Annotated in this window: 12 protein-coding genes; 2 read left to right on the top strand and 10 right to left on the bottom strand. The window is 69.1% G+C overall.

Translation table 11 applies throughout. From position 1 onward, the window contains the following. Positions 1 to 97 precede the first annotated feature (97 nt). From ACFJI2_RS21260 to ACFJI2_RS21245, 4 genes are read right to left on the bottom strand one after another with little or no spacing between them, the layout of a single operon-like run. On the bottom strand, positions 98 to 3,232 hold the full coding sequence (locus ACFJI2_RS21260) for an efflux RND transporter permease subunit (protein ID WP_377701773.1): 3,135 nt from the start codon (positions 3,230 to 3,232) through the stop codon (positions 98 to 100). A gap of 9 nt (positions 3,233 to 3,241) precedes the next feature. Continuing rightward, positions 3,242 to 4,426, bottom strand: a complete 1,185-nt coding sequence (locus ACFJI2_RS21255) for an efflux RND transporter periplasmic adaptor subunit (protein WP_377701772.1) — start codon at positions 4,424 to 4,426, stop codon at positions 3,242 to 3,244. After that, positions 4,426 to 5,838, bottom strand: a complete 1,413-nt coding sequence (locus ACFJI2_RS21250) for an efflux transporter outer membrane subunit (RefSeq protein ID WP_377701771.1) — start codon at positions 5,836 to 5,838, stop codon at positions 4,426 to 4,428. Before ACFJI2_RS21250 ends, ACFJI2_RS21255 begins: the two co-directional genes overlap by 1 nt. A 35-nt stretch (positions 5,839 to 5,873) precedes the next feature. Beyond that, complete coding sequence (locus ACFJI2_RS21245; protein ID WP_377701770.1) at positions 5,874 to 6,542, bottom strand: CerR family C-terminal domain-containing protein; 669 nt, start codon at positions 6,540 to 6,542, stop codon at positions 5,874 to 5,876. Between the two features lie 193 nt (positions 6,543 to 6,735). On the opposite strand from ACFJI2_RS21245, the gene ACFJI2_RS21240 reads away from it, so the two are divergent. Both ACFJI2_RS21240 and ACFJI2_RS21235 read left to right on the top strand, forming a co-directional pair. After that, positions 6,736 to 8,124 carry a DUF1800 domain-containing protein gene (locus tag ACFJI2_RS21240; protein ID WP_377701769.1) on the top strand — a complete coding sequence of 463 codons (1,389 nt, stop codon included), beginning with the start codon at positions 6,736 to 6,738 and terminating at the stop codon, positions 8,122 to 8,124. A 17-nt stretch (positions 8,125 to 8,141) separates the two neighbouring features. Then, complete coding sequence (locus tag ACFJI2_RS21235; protein ID WP_377701768.1) at positions 8,142 to 9,425, top strand: DUF1501 domain-containing protein; 1,284 nt, start codon at positions 8,142 to 8,144, stop codon at positions 9,423 to 9,425. 155 nt (positions 9,426 to 9,580) lie between these two features. On the opposite strand, the gene ACFJI2_RS21230 is transcribed toward ACFJI2_RS21235, so the two are convergent. From ACFJI2_RS21230 to ACFJI2_RS21205, 6 genes are all read right to left on the bottom strand, one after another. Beyond that, positions 9,581 to 11,686, bottom strand: coding sequence for a patatin-like phospholipase family protein (locus ACFJI2_RS21230; protein ID WP_377701767.1), 2,106 nt, complete (start codon positions 11,684 to 11,686; stop codon positions 9,581 to 9,583). 145 nt (positions 11,687 to 11,831) lie between these two features. Next, positions 11,832 to 12,659, bottom strand: a complete 828-nt coding sequence (locus ACFJI2_RS21225; protein ID WP_377701766.1) for a response regulator — start codon at positions 12,657 to 12,659, stop codon at positions 11,832 to 11,834. 26 nt (positions 12,660 to 12,685) lie between these two features. Further along, entirely contained in the window at positions 12,686 to 14,038 is a 1,353-nt protein-coding gene (locus ACFJI2_RS21220; protein ID WP_377701765.1) for a hybrid sensor histidine kinase/response regulator, read from the bottom strand. A 111-nt stretch (positions 14,039 to 14,149) separates the two neighbouring features. Continuing rightward, positions 14,150 to 14,887: a 2OG-Fe dioxygenase family protein gene (locus tag ACFJI2_RS21215; RefSeq protein WP_377701764.1), complete on the bottom strand. Its 738-nt coding sequence runs from the start codon at positions 14,885 to 14,887 to the stop codon at positions 14,150 to 14,152. A 53-nt stretch (positions 14,888 to 14,940) separates the two neighbouring features. Then, positions 14,941 to 17,025 carry a TonB-dependent receptor gene (locus tag ACFJI2_RS21210; RefSeq protein WP_377701762.1) on the bottom strand — a complete coding sequence of 695 codons (2,085 nt, stop codon included), beginning with the start codon at positions 17,023 to 17,025 and terminating at the stop codon, positions 14,941 to 14,943. A gap of 45 nt (positions 17,026 to 17,070) precedes the next feature. Beyond that, complete coding sequence (locus ACFJI2_RS21205) at positions 17,071 to 18,525, bottom strand: hypothetical protein (RefSeq protein ID WP_377701760.1); 1,455 nt, start codon at positions 18,523 to 18,525, stop codon at positions 17,071 to 17,073. Positions 18,526 to 18,543: the final 18 nt, after the last annotated feature.

The following is an 18,543-nucleotide window of genomic DNA, read 5'->3' as shown; positions in this document are numbered from 1 at the left end:
TGCGAAATATTAACCCTGACCCCATTTAGATGAGGGGAAAGAGTTGCGTTGAAAATGGGGTCAGGGTTAGTTTTTTAATTAACCCTGACCCCATATTTTATTTGCCGATTTCGGTGGCCGTCGCGGCGGGGGCGGGGGCGGGGGCTGCTGCGGCGGGCTTGTGGCGGCGCAGCTTGTCGCGCAGGCGCTTGAGCAGGCCTTCCAGGTCGTCGATGTAGGTGAACACGGCCGGCACCACGAGCAAACTGAGCAGCGTGGAGGTGATCAGGCCGCCGATCACGGCAATGGCCATCGGCGAGCGGAAGCTGGGGTCGGCGCCCCAGCCCAGCGCCAGCGGCATCATGCCGGCGCCCATGGCGATGGTGGTCATCAGGATGGGCCGGCTGCGCTTGTGGCAGGCGTCCACCAGCGCGTCGAAGCGGTTCATGCCGGCCTGGCGCGCCAGGATGGCGTAGTCCACCAGCAGGATGGAGTTCTTGGTGACGATCCCCATCAGCATGATCAGGCCTATCATCGATGGCATCGACAGCGCGTTGCGCGTGATGAGCAGCGCCACGAAGGCGCCGCCGATCGACAGCGGCAGCGCGGCCAAAATCGTCACCGGCTGCATGAAGTCCTTGAACAGCAGCACCAGCACGCAGTAGATGCAGATCACGCCGATCAGCATGGCCAGGCCGAAGCTGGCGAACAGCGCCGCCATCTCCTGCGCGTCGCCCAGTTCGGCGATCTTCACCGACGGCGGCAGGTTCTTCATCGACGGCAGCGCGCGCGCTTCTTCATTCAGTTCGCCCAGCGTGCGGCTGCCCAGTTCCACATCCAGCGTGACGTTGCGGCTGCGGTTCAGGCGGTCGATCTGCGCGGGGCCGGATTCCATGCTGATGCCGGCCACGGTGGAGAGCAGCACAGGGCCGTTCTTGCCGGGCACGGTGAGGCGGCCGATGGCGTCCAGGTCGGCGCGCACGGCGTCCGGCAGCTTGACGCGGATCGGCACCTGGCGCTCGGGCAGGTTCATCTTGGTCAGGTCGAAGTCGTAGTCGCCGGCGGTGGCCACGCGCACCGTTTCGCCGATGGCGTTGGCGGTCACGCCCTGGTCGGCGGCGCGCGCGAAGTCGGGCCGCACGATGATCTCGGGCCGCACCAGCGAGGCGCTGGAGCTGACGTTGCCGATGCCTTTCATGGTGCGCAGTTCGCGCTCCACTTTTTGCGCGGCTTCGGTCAGCGCGATCGGGTCTTCGCTGCGCAGCACCAGCTGCATCTTGACGCCGGTGTCGGGCGGGCCGACGTTGAAGCGGGCGCCGGGGATGTTGTCCAGCTTGGCGCGGATCTGGGTTTCCAGGTCCGGCAGCGACTCCTTGCGGTCGGTGCGGTGCACGGTGGTCAGGGTCAGCACGGCGCGCCGCGCTTCGGCTGCCGCGCCGGGGGCGAAGGCGTCGCCGCTGGAGCCGCCGCCGATGGAGCTGAACACGCCGGTGATGCCTTTCACTTGCATCACGGCCAGCCGGGTCTGTTCGGCGATGGCGCGCGTTTCGGCCAGCGTGGAGCCGGGCGGCAGCTCGATGTTGACGTTGGTCTGGGCGCGGTCGGCCGGCGGCACGAAGCCGGTCGGCAGCAGCGGCACCAGCATGATGGAGCCGACGAAGAAGACGCCCGACGCGATGGCGGTGATGTGGCGGTGGCGCAGGCACCAGCGCATCAGCGTGATGTAGCGCGTCATGATCCAGCCGTCTTCCTCGTCGCGGTGCGCCACGGGTTTCATCAGGTAGGCCGCCATCATCGGCGTGAGCAGGCGCGCCACCACCAGCGAGGCCAGCACGGCCAGCACGGCGGTCCAGCCGAACTGCTTGAAGAACAGGCCGGGCACGCCGCCCATGAAGGCGGTGGGCAGGAACACGGCCACCAGCGCGAAGGTGGTGGCGATGACCGCCATGCCGATTTCGTCGGCCGCTTCCATGGCCGCTTCCATCGGAGTTTTCCCCATGCGCAGGTGGCGCGAGATGTTTTCGATTTCCACGATGGCGTCGTCCACCAGCACGCCCACCACCAGGGCCAGCGACAGCAGGGTGACGGTGTTGAGGGTGTAGCCGAACCAGTACATGCCGAGGAAGGCCGGCAGCACCGACAGCGGCAGCGCTGCGGCGGCCACCAGCGTGGCGCGCCAGTCGCGCAGGAACCACCACACCACCAGTACGGCCAGCAGCGCGCCTTCGTACAGCAGCTCCATCGAGCCTTCGAAATTTTCCTCGACCGGGAAGGCGTTGTCGATGGACTGTTTCAGTTCGATGTTGGGGTAGCTGGCGCGCAGTTCGGTGATGGCTTTCTGCACGTCGCCGGCCACCTGGGTTTCGCTGGCGCCCTTGGTGCGCAGGATCTCGAAGCCGACCACGCGCTTGCCGTCCTGCTCGGCCACGGCGCGCGGCTCGGCCACGGTGTCGCTCACGGTGGCCACCTGGTCCAGGCGCACGTGGCGGCCGTCCGGCAGCGGGATGTCCATCGCGCCCAGCGCGGCGGCGGTCTGCACGGTGCCGATGGTGCGCACCGACTGCTCGGCGCCGCTCACGTCGCCTCGTCCGCCCGGCGCTTCCTTCTGCACCTGGCGCAGTTGGCGCGAGACGTCCAGCGCGGACACCTTGAGCGCGGCCATGCGGCCGTCGTCCAGCTCCACGCGGATCTCGCGCGACACGCCGCCCACGCGCTTGACCGCGCCCACGCCCGGTACGCTGAGCAGCTTCTTGGACACGTCGTTGTCCACGAACCAGCTCAGTTCCTGGTCGTCCAGCGGGCGGCCGGTATCGGCCTTGGAGGCGGCGGTGAAGGTGAGCACGGCGCGCCCGGCGGTGGTCACTTTGCTGACCACGGGGTCGCGCAGTTCGCCCGGCATGTCGGCGCGCACTTGCGCCACGGCGTCGCGCACTTCGTTGACGGCGTCCGAGATGTTCTTCTCGAGGATGAACTCCACGGTCACGGTGGCGTTGCCGTCCAAAACCTTGGTGTAGATGTTCTTGATGCCTTGCAGCGTGGCGACCGAGTCTTCGATCTTGCGCGCCACTTCGGTTTCCAGCTGGGCCGGCGCGGCGCCGGGCAGCGAGGCGCTGACGGTGACGATGGGCAGCTGGATGTCGGGGAAGTCCTGCACCGGGTTGGCGCGGTAGGCCAGCAGACCGGCTAAGGTCAGCAGGGCGAACAGCATGATCGCCGGGATGGGATTCTTGATCGATAGGGAGGAGAAGTTCACTGCGGCTCCTTACTTGGCCTTGGCCGCTTTGGCGGCGGCCTGGGCGGGCGTGGGAGCCGGTGGCGGGGCAATCGCGGCCACGTTGTGCACCAGGTCGCCGTCGTTGAGGAAGCCCGCGCCGCTCACCACCACTTGCGTGCCGGCGTCGATGCCGCCCAGGATTTCGATGCGGTCGGACAGGCGGCGCCCGGTCTGCACCTTGATGCGGCTGACGCGCTTGTCCGGGTTCAGGCGGAACACGTAGCTGAAGCCGTCGCGCACGGCCACGGCCTGCTGCGGCACGGTCATGGCGTCCGAGGCGCCCAACTCGAAGCGGCCGCTGGCGAACATGCCGGCCTTGAAGGCATTCGCTTCAGCGCCCTTGGGCGCGGGCAGATCCACGTACACCAGCGCGTAGCGGCTTTGCGGGTCGATGGTGGGCGCCACCATGCGCACCTTGCCGGTCAGTTCGGCGCCGTTGGCCGCTTTCACCACGGCGCTGGCGCCGGGCTTGATCCGGGGCAGGTCGGCCGCCGTCACTTCGGCGCGCCATTCGAGGCGGCCCTGGCGGATCATGCGGAACAGTTCCGTGCCGGCGCCCACCACCGCGCCGACGGTGGCGGTGCGGGCCGAGATGACGCCGCTGTCCGGCGCCACCACCTGGGTGTATTTCAGGCGCAGCTGCTGGGTCGCCAGCGCGGCCTTGGCGGAGGCGATGCGCGCCTTGCCGGTCTGCTCGGCGGTCATGTACTGGCTGATCTGCTGGGCGCTCAGCGCGCCGGTGGTTTCCAGCGAGCGGGCGCGCGCGGCATTGGCTTCCGCTTCGGCGGCGTTGGCTTCGGCTTCCATCACGGCGGCGCGGGCCTGGGCCAGGTCGGCGTTGACGGTATCGGCCGAGAAGGTGGCCAGCACTTCGCCCTTGCGCACCACGTCGCCGACGTTGACCTTCACGTCGGTCAGGCGCAGGCCGTTCGATTCGCTGCCGATGCTCGCTTCCTGCCAGGCGGTGACGTTGCCGTTGGCGGTGAGCGTGATGGGCAGGCGCGCGGCGGAGGGCTTGGCGGTGGTGACGGTGAGGGCGGCCTTGGGCGCGTCCTTGGCGTCCTTGTCCTTCTTATCGTCGGCCATCGACAGCGGCGCATGCAGCGCAAAGGCGGCCAGCAGGATCAAGGCGAGTGGTTTGAGCACGTATTTGTTCATGGTATGGGATGTCATTATTGGTTGTTCGTATCGGCTGGAGCGCTCCAGCCGCCGCCGGCGGCGCGGTACAGCGCCACCCAGGCGTTGCTGCGTTCCTGCTGCAGGTTGACCACGGTGTTTTCCGCCGCCAGGCGGCTGCGGCGCGCGTCTTCCAGCTCCAGCAGGCTGGCCATGCCGTTCTTGTAGCGGTCTTCGATGGCGGTGAAGGCCACCCGGTAGCCCTGCAGCGAAATCTCGGCGTCGCCCGCGCGTTCGGCGGTGCTGTTCAGGGTGACCATGGCTTGTTCCACTTCGGCTACCGCCTTGCGCACGCTGCCCCGGTACTGGCTCACGGCCAGTTCGTAGCGCGCCTGCGCGGCGTCCACGTTGGCGCGGCGGCGGCCGGCGTCGAACACCGGCACCGAGATGGCCAGCGGCCCCAGGGTCCAGGTGTCGAGCTGGGTGTTCTCGCCGCCGCTGCGGAAATTGGCCGCGCCCACGGAGCCGGACAGGGACAGGCGAGGGTAGCGCTGCGCCTGCGCGCCGCGCACTTCGAAGCTGGCGGCGGCCACTTCCTGTTCTGCGGTGTAGACGTCGGGCCGCTGGCTCAGGGTTTGCGCCGGCAGCGTGGCGATGGCGATGGCGGGGGCCGGCACCACGGCTGCCGCGGCCAGTTTTGCGCGCAGCTCAGGCTCGCCGATGGCGGTGAGGGCCACCAGCGATTTCACGCCGATGTCGCAGGCGGCGCGCTGCGCGCTGGCGCGGTTGCGGCCGTCGGCCGCGCTGGCGCGCGCCAGCGCGGCGTCCGACGGCGACACGAAGCCGGCCTTGCTGCTCAACTCCGTCAGGCGCGAGCTGTAGGCGCGCGATCCGGCGTCCTGCAGCGCCACCTTGAGCAGCTGCTCGCAGGCGCGCAGGCCGTAGTACTGGTTGGCCGTTTCTGCCGCCACCGAGACGCGCGCTTCGTGCCAGCCCGCGTTGGCGCCGTTGAAGCGGGCTTCGGCCGCGTTGCGGGCGGCGCGGCCGCCGCCGAACACGTCGATCTCCCACGAGGCTTGCAGCGCCACCTGGCTGGTGGTGCCGGTGGGGATGGACGATTGCTGGTTCTGGCGCGCCACGCTGCCGGCCAGGTCCAGCGACGGCGCCAGCGCGGCGCCGGCCGCCACGCGCTCGGCGCGGGACTGGGCGATGCGCGAGCGGGCCGAGGCAAGCGTGGGACTGGCCGCCTGCGCCGCGTCTATCAGCTGCACCAGCAGCGGGTCGCCCTGGTTCTGCCACCAGTTATTCAGGTCGGTCAGGCTGCCGTTGTGCGGCAGCGGCGCCTGCCACTGCTGCGGCACGGCCGCGTCCACCCTGGCCGGGGGCGCGTTCAGGGCGCAGCCGCCGAGGGCCAGCGCCATCGCCACTGCCACTGCCACTGCCCTTGCGGGTGCCGTGGCCGTCGCCATTCTCATCGTCCGCACGGGTTGGTGCCGGTTTTTCTTCATGCTGTTTTTTCCTTGATGCGGATTTTTTCTGCTTCTATCAATGCCGTGGCGTAGTCGCACAGGCGTTCGGTCCAGGTGGCGATGGCTTCCGGTCCGGCCATCAGTTGCGGCCTGATGGTCTTGACGACATCGCCCGCCATCATCAGCATCAGCGCCATGGAGGCGATGCTGAAGGCAAGACGGTGTGTTTCGTCGTCCGGCGCCGGCTGGCCGAGGTGGCGCGCCAGCACGCGGCTGAAGGCGTCCTGCTCGGGGCGGATGCCGTTTTCAATCTCGTTGGCCCAGATGCCGGTCGGTTCCAGCATTTCGCGGAACCACAGACGCATGCACAGCTCCATCATGTCGCCTTCGAGCAGCGGCGCCAGCATCTGCCGGAAAAAGCCCTGCAGCGATTCGCGCAGCGTGAAGTGGGGCTGGTCGAACATGGCGATGTTGTCGGCCGGGGCGGGCGACATGGCGGTGAAGGCGGCTTTGTACAGACCGGCCTTGTCGCCGAAGTAGTAGCTGATGGCGGCCACGTTTACTCCGGCCGCCAGCGCGATCTCGCGGGTGGAGGCGCGCGAGTAGCCCTGCTCGGCGAACAGGCGCATGGCGGCGGCGAGCAGGCGCTCGCGCGATTGCTCGCCGTCGGCGCGGGATTTTTTTGTCTTTATCTTATCGTTCATCGCGCCATTTAATCACATAACTCAAACAATTGATATAACTTAATCGGTCGTTTGATTAGGTTGCATGAAAGTTGTAACAACTGCTTACAGTCGATACACGGCAGTGTGGAGGCGCCCGGCGTGCTGGTATAAAGTCATAGCTATAACGACATCAACGAGGCCAAACATGAGAGCTGCCCGCTGGTTTGCACCAATGATTTTGCTGCTGGCGTCATCCTGGGCCGCGCAGGCTGCGCCGAACGCGCCATTGAGCGGCCAGGCCGCCGCCGTGCACGTGCTGAACCGGCTGGCCTACGGCCCCGCGCCCGGCGACATCGAGCGCGTGACGCAGATGGGCGTGGCGCGCTACATCGACAGCCAGCTCTATCCGGAATCGCTGGAGCTGCCGGCCGCGCTTAACGAGCGCCTGGCTGCGCTGGACACGGTGCAGCGCAGCAGCGGCGAAGTGCTGGGCGACTTCCTGGCCGTTCGCGACATGGTGAAGGACGAGACCGAGGGCGCCAAGGCCATGCGGCGCGAAGTGCTGGGCCGCATCACGACTCAGGCAGCCGAGGCGCGCATCGCGCGTGCGGTGGCCAGCCCGCGCCAACTGGAAGAGGTGATGGTCGATTTCTGGTTCAACCATTTCAACGTCTTCTCCGGCAAGGGGCAGGTGCGGCCGCTGGTGGCCAGCTATGAGCGCGACGCGATCAGGCCTTACGTATTCGGGTCTTTCCGCGACATGCTGGGCGCCACGGCCAAGCATCCGGCCATGCTGTTCTACCTGGATAACTACCTGTCCAAGGCCGGCGGCCTGAACGAGAACTATGCGCGCGAGCTGATGGAGCTGCACACGCTGGGCGCGGACAAGGGCTATACGCAGAAGGACGTGACGGAGCTGGCGCGCATGCTCACCGGCTGGACCTTCGCGCCGCGCCAGCTGGTAGCGCGCAACGAGACTTTCCGCTTCGATCCCAAGCGCCATGACAACGGCGACAAGCAGTGGCTGGGCCGCGTGGTCAAGCCGCAGGGCCAGTCCGAGGGCGAGTATGCGCTGGACGTGCTAGCCGTGCATCCGGCCACGGCGCATCACATCAGCTACAAGCTGGCGCAGTACTTCGTGGCGGACGAGCCGCCGCCGGCGCTGGTGGAGCGCATGGCGCAGACCTGGCTGGCCAGCAAGGGCGACATCCGTTCGGTGCTGAAGACGCTGTTCGCCAGCGACGAGTTCATGTCGCCCGAGGCGCAGGGCGCCAAGTTCAAGACGCCTTACCAGTTCGTGATTTCGGCGGCGCGCGCCGGCAATGCACCGCTGGCGGAGGTGAAGCCGGTGATGGGCGCGCTGGACCGCCTGGGGATGCCGCTGTACGGCTGCCAGACGCCGGACGGCTACAAGAACACACAGGCCGCGTGGCTCAACCCGGATGCGCTGAGCCGGCGCATCGGCTACGCGGCCACGCTGGCGCAGGGCGTGGACCCGGCGGTGGTGCAGGCGGCACTGGGCGATTCGGTGTCGGCGCGCACGCAGGGCATCGTGGCCAGCAGCCCGCAGAAGATACGCACTGCCATGCTGCTTGGCAGTCCCGATTTTATGCAGCGCTAGGCGCTGGAGGAGCAGCCATGCAACGCAGAGACTTTCTCAACGCCTTCGCCGCCGGCGCCGGGCTGATGATTCCATTGGGCCGCCACGCGTGGGCCGCAACCGCCGCGCAGGGCGCCGGCACGGGCGCTGGCGGTGCCGCGCCGGGCTTGTCGCCGGCCGGCGGCGCCACCGACCGCAAGCTGATCGTCATCATGCTGCGTGGCGCGGTGGATGGCATGAACGTGGTGGCGCCCATAGCCGACGCGAACTACGCGCGGCTGCGTCCCACCATCGCGCTGGCCGCGCCGGACCAGGACAACGGCGCGCTGGACCTGGATGGCTACTTCGGCCTGCATCCCGCGCTGGCGCCGCTGATGCCGCTGTGGCGCGAGAAGAAGCTGGCCTTCGTGCACGCCAGCGGCTCGCCGGACATCACGCGCTCCCACTTCGATGCGCAGGACTACATGGAGTCCGCCACGCCGGGCGTAAAGAGCACGCCGGACGGCTGGATGAATCGCCTGATCGCCAACCTGCCCGGCACTTCCACGCCGACGCGGGCCGTGAGCGTGGGGCCGACCATGCCGCGCATCCTGGCGGGGCAGGCGCCTGCCATCAACATCGCCAATGGCGCGGCGGCGGGCAAGGCCGGCGCGCTGGACCGGCCGCAGCTGGCGGCGGCGTTCGACCAGCTTTACATGGGCCATGCGCGCTACGGCAAGGTCTACCAGGACGGGCGCGAGGCGCACAAGGAGGTGATGGCGGCCACCATGGCCGAGGCGGTGGCGGCGGACGGCGGCGCGCCGCTGCCGAACGGTTTCCCGGACGACGCGGCGCGGCTGGCGGTCCTGATGCGCAACGACCCCAATGTGCAGCTGGCGTTCTTTGCGCTGGGCGGCTGGGACACGCACGCGAGCCAGGGGGCGGGCACGGGGCAGTTGGCCAACCGTCTGGCGCCGCTGGGGCAGGGACTGGCGCTGCTGGCGCAGAGGCTGGGGCCGATGTTTGCGGACACCACGATCGTGGTGATGTCGGAGTTCGGGCGCACGGCGCGCGAGAACGGCAACGGCGGCACGGACCACGGGCATGGCAATGTGATGTGGGTGCTGGGCGGCGGCGTGGCCGGCGGCAAGGTGCTGGGGGACTGGCAGGGCGTGGGGGACGGGCAGCTCAACGAAGGGCGGGACCTGCCGGTGACCACCGACTTTCGCACCGTGCTGGCGCATATCGCCGAGCGCCACCTGCGGCTGAACGACAGCCAGCTGGCGCGGGTGTTCCCGCGCATGCCGGCCGTGGCTTCAGGTTTCCGCCTGTTGCGCGCGTGATTGGCGGGTTACGCGCTGCGCGCTAACCCGCCCTACGTGTTTACGTTTACGATTGCGCGGCATGTAATGAATGACGGGTTACGTGTTTGCGGTTGACGATTGCGCCGGCAGGTAGGGCGGGTTAGCGGCGCAGCCGCGTAACCCGCCGGGCGCCGTCACAGGCTAGGCGAGAGCTTCATCACCGGCCGTGGGCGGTACATCTTGTCCGCCACGCTGGCGCCGGTGGCGCTGACATGCGCGCCCATGGCGGCCAGGTCTTTCAGCAACTCGGCGGCCAGCGCCTTTTCCGGGGTGTTCAGGCGGCTGCGGATCGCCGCCGCGCGCCAGCGCGCCGCCGCCCCGGGTGCGCTGGCCTGGCGCGCCAGCTGCTCCAGGTTGCCCAGCACCGACAGCACCTGCACCTGCTCATGATTGTCCCAGCCGTTGCCTCCGCCCTGCGGATGGAAGCGCCGGTACAGCATCTCGGCCGCGCAGGCGCCCGCGTCGCCCAGGCGCTCCACGGCTTCCTTCGGCATGTTGAGATTCAGTCCGCCTTCGCCTGGCCGCAAACTGATCTGGACGATGCGGTCGCGGTAGCCCGGGTAGGGGAACAGGATCTCGTCGCGCCAGTTCTGCATGGTGGTGAAGATGTTGGCCAGGAAGCGGAACAGGCCGGCCGGCGTGGCGTCGCTGGACGGCGGCCAGTACCGCTGCATGCCGCGGCTGTTGTCGTCGGGCAGATAGACGCGGCCATCCAGGCCGCACTGGGCGGCGTCCCCGATCGGGTACTTGGGATGCGCTTCCTTCAGGTTGATGGCGAAGGTGGGGTGCTCGGGCAGCAGCGTGTCGAAGAAGTGCAGCGGCATGTTGCTGGAGATGCCGCCGTCCGAGAACCACACGCGTTTCAGCTTGCCGTCGTCGGTGAAGTCGCGCGCGTACAGCGGCACGGCGGACAGCAGCAGTGGGAAGCTGAGGCTCATGCGCACCGCCACCACCACCGGCAGCTGGGCGTTGTTGGGCAGGCGCACCAGCTGGCTGCCGTCCGGCGCGGTGACCGCGTGTTCGAGCGGCGGCTCGGGAGCTTGCTGCAGCAGCCAGTCCATCACGTTTTGCGGGAACAGCTGCGACCATTCGCCGGGGTGGAAGTAGAAGGCGCCGGCGTTGTCGCGGAACGGCAGGGCGTAGGGCATTTGCTGGCTGAGCGCCGTGGTCACCACTTCCAGGTTGATGGCGCGCTGGCCGGGGGCGTTGTCGTGCTGCGGACCCCACAGGTGGCCGAAGGTGAGCGGTTCGCCGGGAGGCAGGCCGGCCAGCTGGTTCAGGTAGGCGGCCAGCCAGTCGGTGAGCGCGGTGACCGATTCGCTGCCGGTGCTGCGGCCGCTGCAGATGCCGTAGTAGTTGACGTGCAGGCCGCGCAGCAGCGCGCTGGTCCAGCACCACAGGCCCCAGCCGAAGCCGCAGCCGAGGCAAAGCGGCACCAGCAGCAGGAAGGGCAGCTGCAAGCCGATGTTGAGCGGGCCGGCGTGGGCGGGCAGTCCCGCGATGGCGATGGCCAGCACCAGCGCCGCCGCAGCGCCCGCGCACACGACTTCGGCGGCCAGGCGCAGCACGGCAGGCGGCAGGCTGGCCAGCCGGCGTCCGGCCTCGGGCGCGGACACCGGAGCGGTGGCCGGGCCGGTGGCTGGGGCGGCGCGGGGCTTGGGGGCGGGCAGCAGGGCGAAGGCGCGGTGGGTGAGCCAGGCGGCGCCGGCGGCGGTGCCGAGGATGGCGAAGGCGGTGGCGGCGCTGCGCAGCAGCGTGAGGTGGGTGGCCAGCATGACCAGCGGCCCTATCAGCAGCAGCGCGGCGCCTGCCGCGACCTGCCAGTGGACCAGCGCGCCGAGCATGGACAGCACGACGCGCGGCTTGTCCTGCGCCGCGATCAGGCGCATGGCTTGCTCGAAATGGTCGTGCAGCGCCGGCGTGGGCTGGAACAGGCGCGCCAGCCGCGAGCGGCCGCGCTCCTGCGCCTGCAGTTCCTCGGGCAGCCCCGCCAGCGTGGCGAAGGCGGCCGGCTGGCGTCCGCTCTGGCGGCCGCATTCGGCCGCGGCGCAGGCGGCGGCGGCGATGGCGCCGGCCGAGGTGCCGCCGATGTTCTTGAAGGCGTAGCCGCGCGCCAGCCGCGCAATCAGCTTGGGATACACGATGCCGCTGCTGATACCGCCCTTCATCACAAGGTCGCACAGCGGCAGCGCGGCCGGGTCAGTCTTGTCGGTGGTGCTGATTTGGTGCTCCTTGGTCAAAAATCCGGACAAAAAAAAGCCCGCGACTGGCGCGGGCTGAATCCAATGTTCGGAGAACGCTTGGAGGAGACAGTTCCACTATAGGCGCGTTTTTGTTGCAGTGCAATACCGTATAAATACGATGTCTAACTATCCACTTTGGCGCTTACGCCACCGCCTTTGTGCTGGCATGCATGCACGCCTCTAGCGCGTCGGCCAGTTGCTGGGGCTCCAGCGGGTGCGCCAGGCGCAGCGCGGGCAGCAGTCCTGGCGGCAGCAGGCCGTCCACCGGATCGCCATCGTCGGCGGTGATCAGCACCAGCGGCACGCCGGCCCACGCGCCACGGCAGTGTTCCAGCACGCCCGGCAGAAAGGCGGTATGGCGGGCTTGCGTGGTGTCCGCGTCGCACAGCAGCAGGTCGAATTGCTGCCGCGCGCAATGGGCCGCCTGTTCGGCGTCCGCCGCCACCGTCAGCGTGTAGCCGTAGTGGACCAGGATGCTGGCCACCAGGCCGCCGCCGTCGGGCGCGGCGTCCAGCAGCAGCACGCGGGCGCGCGGCACTTCCGGCGCGGACGGCGCGGCGCTGTCCTGGTCGCCGGCGGTGGGCGGGGCCAGGCCGCGCAGCGCCGCAGGCAGGAAGCTTTCTATCGACGGGATCAGCGTGTCCGGTTCGAGTGACTTGGGCAGGTGGCCGTCGAAGCCCGCCGCGCGCAGCGCGTCGCCGCCGTCGGACACGGGCAGCGCGCTGGCGGCCAGCACCGGGACGGCGGCGGTGGCCGGATCGGCCTTGAGCTGCGCCACCACGCCGTAGCCGTCCAGGCGGGGCAGGTGGATGTCGCAGATGATCAGGTCGGGCCGCTGTGCGCGCGCCGCCGCCACGCCCTGCACGCCGTCGCTGGCGCTGAGCGGCTCGTGGCCGAAAGCGGCCAGCAGGTAGCACATCAGCTCCATATTGGCCTGGTTGTCTTCAATGATGAGGACGCGTGCCGCCATACCGCTCCCTTGCCCGGCCGGGCCGTTTATTTTTTGCTCTTCATCGCCAGCGTAAAGGTGCTGCCGTGTCCGAAATCGCTGCTGAAGAACAGCGAACCGCCGATCAGGTTGGCCAGGTTCTGGCACAGGTACAGCCCCAGGCCCGCGCCTTCGGCATGGCGGGTGGAGGTGGAGTCAAGCTGGGAGAAGGCCTGGAACAGCTTGGCCTGGTCTTCCTCGCGGATACCGGCGCCGCTGTCGGCCACGGCGAACTCGGTCACCATGCCGTCGGCGTCGGCGCGCTGGCTCAGCGTGATGCGCACCGTGCCTTTCTCGGTGAACTTGATGGCGTTGTTGGCCAGGTTGATCAGGATCTGCGTCAGCGCGCGGCGGTCGGTCTCCAGCATGACCGGCTGCGGCGCCAGCTCCACTTCCAGCGCCAGGCCTTTTTGCTGGGCCAGCGGGCGCAGCGTGTCGGCCACTTCGGCGATCAGGTTCTGGCACTGGATGGGCTCGACCGACAGCGTGACCTTGCCCGCTTCGATCTTGGCCACGTCCAGGATGTCGTTGATCAGCGAGAGCAAATGGCGCGCGCTGTTGCGGATGGTGTTGAGCTGCTTGTCCTGCTCGCCGGTCAGCGGGCCGGGTAGCTTCATCAGCAGCGCCCCGGTGAAGCCGATGATGGCGTTCAGCGGCGTGCGCAATTCGTGCGACATATTGGCGATGAAGGCCGACTTCATGCGGCTCGCCTCGGCCAGCTCCAGGTTCTTCAGCGCGATTTCGCGGTTGATGGTTTCCAGCTCGCCCGCGTGGTGCGCCAGGCGCATATTGAGCTCGATCACCTGGCGCTCGCGCGCCTGCAGTTCGCTGTTGACCTGCACCGCCTGCTCGTAGGTGGAGATCAGCAGGTCCAGGATCTGCTGGCGTTCGGCGTTGATGAAGTGCTTCTGGTCGCCCAGGTAGAGCGCAATGCCCACTTCCATGTTCTGGTTGCGGCGCAGCTTCTGGTTCACCAGCATGTGGCCGATGCGGTTCAGCAGGTAGTCTTCGGCGTAGGGCTTGCGGATGAAATTGTCCGCGCCGCACTCGATGCCGCGGATGATGTCCTTCGGATCGGTCAGCGAGGTCACCAGGATCACCGGGATGTCGCGCAGCGCGCTGTCGGTCTTGATGGCGCGGCACAGCTCATAGCCGTCCATCTCGGGCATCACGATGTCGGACAGCACCAGGTGCGGCTTGCGCTCGCGGATGGCCTCCAGTGCCAGCCTGCCGTTGGCAGCCACGCGCGCCTTGTAGCGCACCGACTGGATCAGGCGGCGCAGCCGTTCGGCCTGGGTAGGGCTGTCCTCGACGATGAGGATCTCGATTTCATCCGGTTCGATCTCGTAGCTGGAGTCCACGGACTGCCTCCAAAAATTGTTTTTCAAGCGCTGCTGTCTCTTGGGTAACTATAAAGGATTTAACTATCGAACTGGGAATTTTCATTCCCAGTGGTGCCGGGGGGCGGCGCGCTAGGGCTGCGCGCCCTGGAACTGGCCCGCGCGGTAGGTCAGCACCAGCGTGTCGCGGTGGCCGTGTTCACCGAGCGGCTGGATGGGCGTGGATTCGTGGATGACGGTGGCGTCGTCCAGCAGCAGCATGGTCCATGGCTCGGTCATGGTAAAGCGCTTGCCGTTCGGGCCATCGGCTTCAAAAATGCGAGTCTCCCCGCCCTTGATGCCGTGGCGGCCGATCAGCAGCACGGCCACGTAGTCCACGCCGTCGCGGTGCGCGCCTTCCGGGGTGGGGCGGCCGATGCCGTCGGTGGTGTCGATGCGGAACTGGTGCGCCTCGATGTACCAGGGTTGCGGCGAACGCGCAGCCGAGCAGGCGTCGCCCACGGCGGCCAGCAACTGGCGCCAGGCCGGCTGCGCCACGGTGTCCGGCTGCATGGGCTCGAACAGGCGGTGCATGCCGCCGTGCAGGGCGTTGTATTCCAGCGGCTGCCAGTGGGCGCGGTGCGCGGTCTGGGTCAGCGTGCCGTCCTGCTGGATGAAGCAGGAATGGCGGCGGCGCCGGTAGCGGCCGCCGTCCTTCAGGTAGTTGTCCAGCGCCAGGCTGTCCCAGCTCGGCACCAGCGCGTTGAGCGCCGCCAGCGTGGTGCCGGCCAGCGCGGCCACGTCTTCGGGGTGCAGCAGGGCGTAGCCTTCGCTGCGCAGCGCTTCGGTAACGCGCTCGGGCGCGGTGTAGATCGGGGCGTAAGTCGTCATTGGTGCGTGAGGGCATGAGTGCTCATCTGGATCGATCGTCTATTCTACGACGATCAGAAACTCTGCGTGAGCATCAGGCGGAATGCGCGGCTTTCGATGGGGTGGAAATGCACGTCCTCGACCGGCTGCGTTTCACCCTTGAGCTGGGAGGCGTAGTAGTAGTCGATGGCCGACACGCGGCGGTTGGCCAGGTTGAACGCTTCCAGCTCCAGCTGGAGGCCGCCGGCGAAGCGGTAGCCGATGCGGCCGTTCAAGGTCTGGCTGGCGCGCGAACGTACGCTGTTGTCCTCCGTGAGCGGGCGCGGGCCGAAATAGCGCAAACGCAGCGCGCCGGACCAGGGACCCAGCTTGTCCACCGTCAGCGCCAGCTGCGCCACGCCCTCCACCGCGCCGGGAATGTAGGCGGCGCCGGCGGCGCGGGCCTGGGCGCCGCGGCTGCGGGCGCGCGCGAAGGCGATGTCGGCGTCCACGCTGAGCCATTTGAAGGGCTTGTAGTAGTTGGAGAACTCCACGCCGTAGCGCCGGCTCGGGTCGCCCGCCTCGGTGGCGCCGGCGTCGCCCACGTAGCTCAGTTCCGAGTCGAAGTCCAGGCGGTACACGGAGAGCGAGCTTTGCAGGCGCGGCACCCATTCGCTGCGCACGCCCAGTTCCAGGCCGCGCGAGCGCACCAGCGGCGCGCTGGCGCCATCCGCCGCCGCCGCCGCTGCCGCCACCGCGCCGCGCGCGTCGTTGCTGTGGAAGCCGCTGCCGGCGTTGGCATAGAACTCGGTCTGCGCCCAGGGGCCGAACACGGCGCTCAGGCTGGGGCTGAGCAGGCGGTCGCTGGCGCGCGCGGCCGGGTGCGCCAGCGCGCTGGCGCCGCCCGGCAGCGCGGGGCGCACGTCGAAGCGGTAGCCGTCCGCACGCAGGCCGGCCGTGGTGCGCAGCACCGGCGACCAGCGCGTGCTGTTTTCCACATACAGGCCCAGGCTGGACTCGACGATGTGGTCGGCGCGGGTGGCCGCGACAGCCTGGCGCGCCACTGTCTTGTATAAGCCGTTGAAGATATTGTCGTTCTGGAGCTGCAGGCCGGCCGTGGTGACGGAGCTGGCCGCGCCGATGTGGGCGTGCCAGGCGTGGCTGGCGTCCACGCCGCTGGTGACGCGGCGGTCCGGCTGCGCGAACTGGTCGCCGTTGACCGGGTCGTCCATGAAGTAGGTGAAGTTCGAGTACAGGTCCAGCCGGTTGGCGATCAGGTAGGCGTTCACTTTCGTGGCGCTGTCCTCGCCGCTGCGCTGCCAGGTGCCGGACAGGCTGTAGCGGTGGGCCTTGCCGCCATCGGTGCTGTCGATGCCGTCGTAGCGGCCCAGCAGGCCTTGCCGCACGGCGCGCAGCGGGATCTGGTCGGTGGCGTTCCAGTCCGCCTGGTAGGCCATGGCGGTGACGCTGAAGCCGTTGTTGGCGTAGCCCTCGGTGTAGCGCAGCACGCCGTTCAGCTTCCGGTAATCGTCGCCGCGCGTGTAGGGGCCGTCGTTGTGCATGGCTTCCAGCGCGTACAGCAGCGCGCCGCTGCGCTCCGGGTTCACATTGACCGAGTCGGCCAGCAGCGCGCGGCGGTAGCCGTTCTGGCCCACGCTGGCGCTGGCCACGCCGCGCACCAGGCGGTTGGCGTAGACGATGGACGCGGCGCCGGCCGAGGCGAAGTCGCCTTCCTCGGCGGAGTAGGGACCCTTCTTGTAGTCCAGGCGCGCGGCCAGTTCCGGGATCAGGAAATTGAGGTCGGTCCAGCCCTGGCCGTGGGCGTGGCTGCGCTGGTTGACGGGCATGCCGTCGACGGTGGTGCGCAGGTCGGTGCCGTGGTCGAGGTTGAAGCCGCGCAGGTAGAACTGGTTGGCCTTGCCTTCGCCGCTGTGCTGGCTGACGATCAGGCCGGGCGTGGCCTCCAGCAGTTCGCCGGGCCGGTAGGTGGTGCGCGCGGCCAGCTGCTGCTGCGTCACGCTGCCGTCGCCGGCCGCATCGGCGATGCCGAGCTGGCTGGCGCGCGAGCCGTCGATCAGCACGCGCTGCATCAGCGTGTCGTCGGCACGGGAGGGCGGGAGGGCCAGCAGGGAACACAGCGCGGCGGCCAGCGCGGACGGGAGAGGACGGAGTGTCAGCATGGCGGGCAGTATAGCCGTCGCCGTGCGGGCGTGCACTACCTCAAGCTACTGCGCGGGAGACGGCTGGATGGGCTTGAGCACGTGCTCCAGGTCGGGCTGGTCCAGCCGGATGACGTAGGGCCAGGGCGTGCCGTTGATGTCGATGAAGGTGCGCGCGTCGTCGCGGTAGCGGGGGCTAGGCTGGAAGGCGCGCGCCAGTTCGAACAGCGGGGTGGCGGCGCCCACCAGCAGCAGCGCCAGCAGCGTGCCCATCAAGCCTTTGCGCAGCGGCTTGTGCGGGCCGGGACGGTCCAGCGCGGCGATGGCGGCCAGCATCAGCACGGTGAGCGCGGGGATGGCCGCTTGCGTGGCCAGTTCGTTGTACGGGCCGAAGCGCAGCAGCGGCAGCAGGGCCAGTTCCAGCAGCGCCAGCGCGAGCAGCGCCGAGCGCTGCCCCAAGGCCAGCAGCACCAGCGCGAGCAGGCCCCATTCGAGCGCGGTGAACAGGGCGTAGCGCGCGCCCTCGGCGGCCACGTCCGCGCCGGGCAGCACGCCGAACGGTCCCTGCGCGCCGGCGCTGAGGAAGCGCGCCAGCACCAGCAACGCCGGCACGATGGCCCAGCAGCCGGGGCTGGCCAGTTCCTGTTGCACGGCGGCCGCGGGCATGCGGCGCGCCACGCTCCACAGCAGCAGCGGCGCGGCGCCCAGCGCGGCCAGCGGCGACCAGCACGCGCTGCCCAGCAACAGCAGCGCGGCGGCCGGCGCGGCCAGGCCCTGGGCGCGATGGCGCCAGACGATCACGGCCAGCAGCCAGGCCGGCAGGGCGTGGTTGGGTGACCAGAACAGCAGCGTGGTCTGCGACGCGTATAGGTAGGCGCCGGCCCAGCTTTCCAGATGCTGCGCGTAGGCGGGCAGGCCGGGCTGGCGCAGCAGCCAGCCGGCCAGGTCCATGCCGCTGAACAGCACGGCCACCGCCATGGCCAGCATCCAGCTGTTCTGCCGCCGCGCGCTGTTGGCGCCCACCAGCAGCGCCAGGAACAGCGCGGCGCCGCCCGCGGTCCAGAACCACAGCGCCAGGCGGGCGCCGTCCAGATTGCTTAGTTTGCCCGCCAGCGCGGGCAGCAGGTAGTAGCCCGGCGCGCTGCGCAGCAGCAGCGGCACGCCGTCCTGGCCGGCGTAGGCCACCGGCCAGGGCAGCGCCACCAGGTCGCGCAGCACTGCCATGCGGGTGAGCCAGCTGGGGTTCAGGTGCAGGCCGCCGGCCAGGCCGGCCAGGATGGTCCACATGACGGCCACGGCCATCACCGCGCCCCGCTCGGGGCGCGTCAGGCCCGGCACGCCGCGCCGGCGGTCGCGCCAGCACGGCCACAGGGTCAGCGCCAGCGGCGCCGTGACGGCCAGCGCATAGGGCAGCCACAGCCAGCCGAACAGGAAGAGCGGCAGCGGCAAGCACAGGTAGCCGATCGCCCCCATTTCCAGGCGGTCCAGCTGGCGCAGCGGGTTGGGCGGCGGGCTATGCATGCACCGTGTCCCCTCATC

This window comes from Pseudoduganella sp. UC29_71, from assembly GCF_042693265.1.
Classification (GTDB): Bacteria; Pseudomonadota; Gammaproteobacteria; order Burkholderiales; family Burkholderiaceae_D; genus Rugamonas.
The sequence above is the reverse complement of the archived record's forward strand: the minus strand, read 5'-3'. Positions and strand labels throughout refer to the sequence as shown.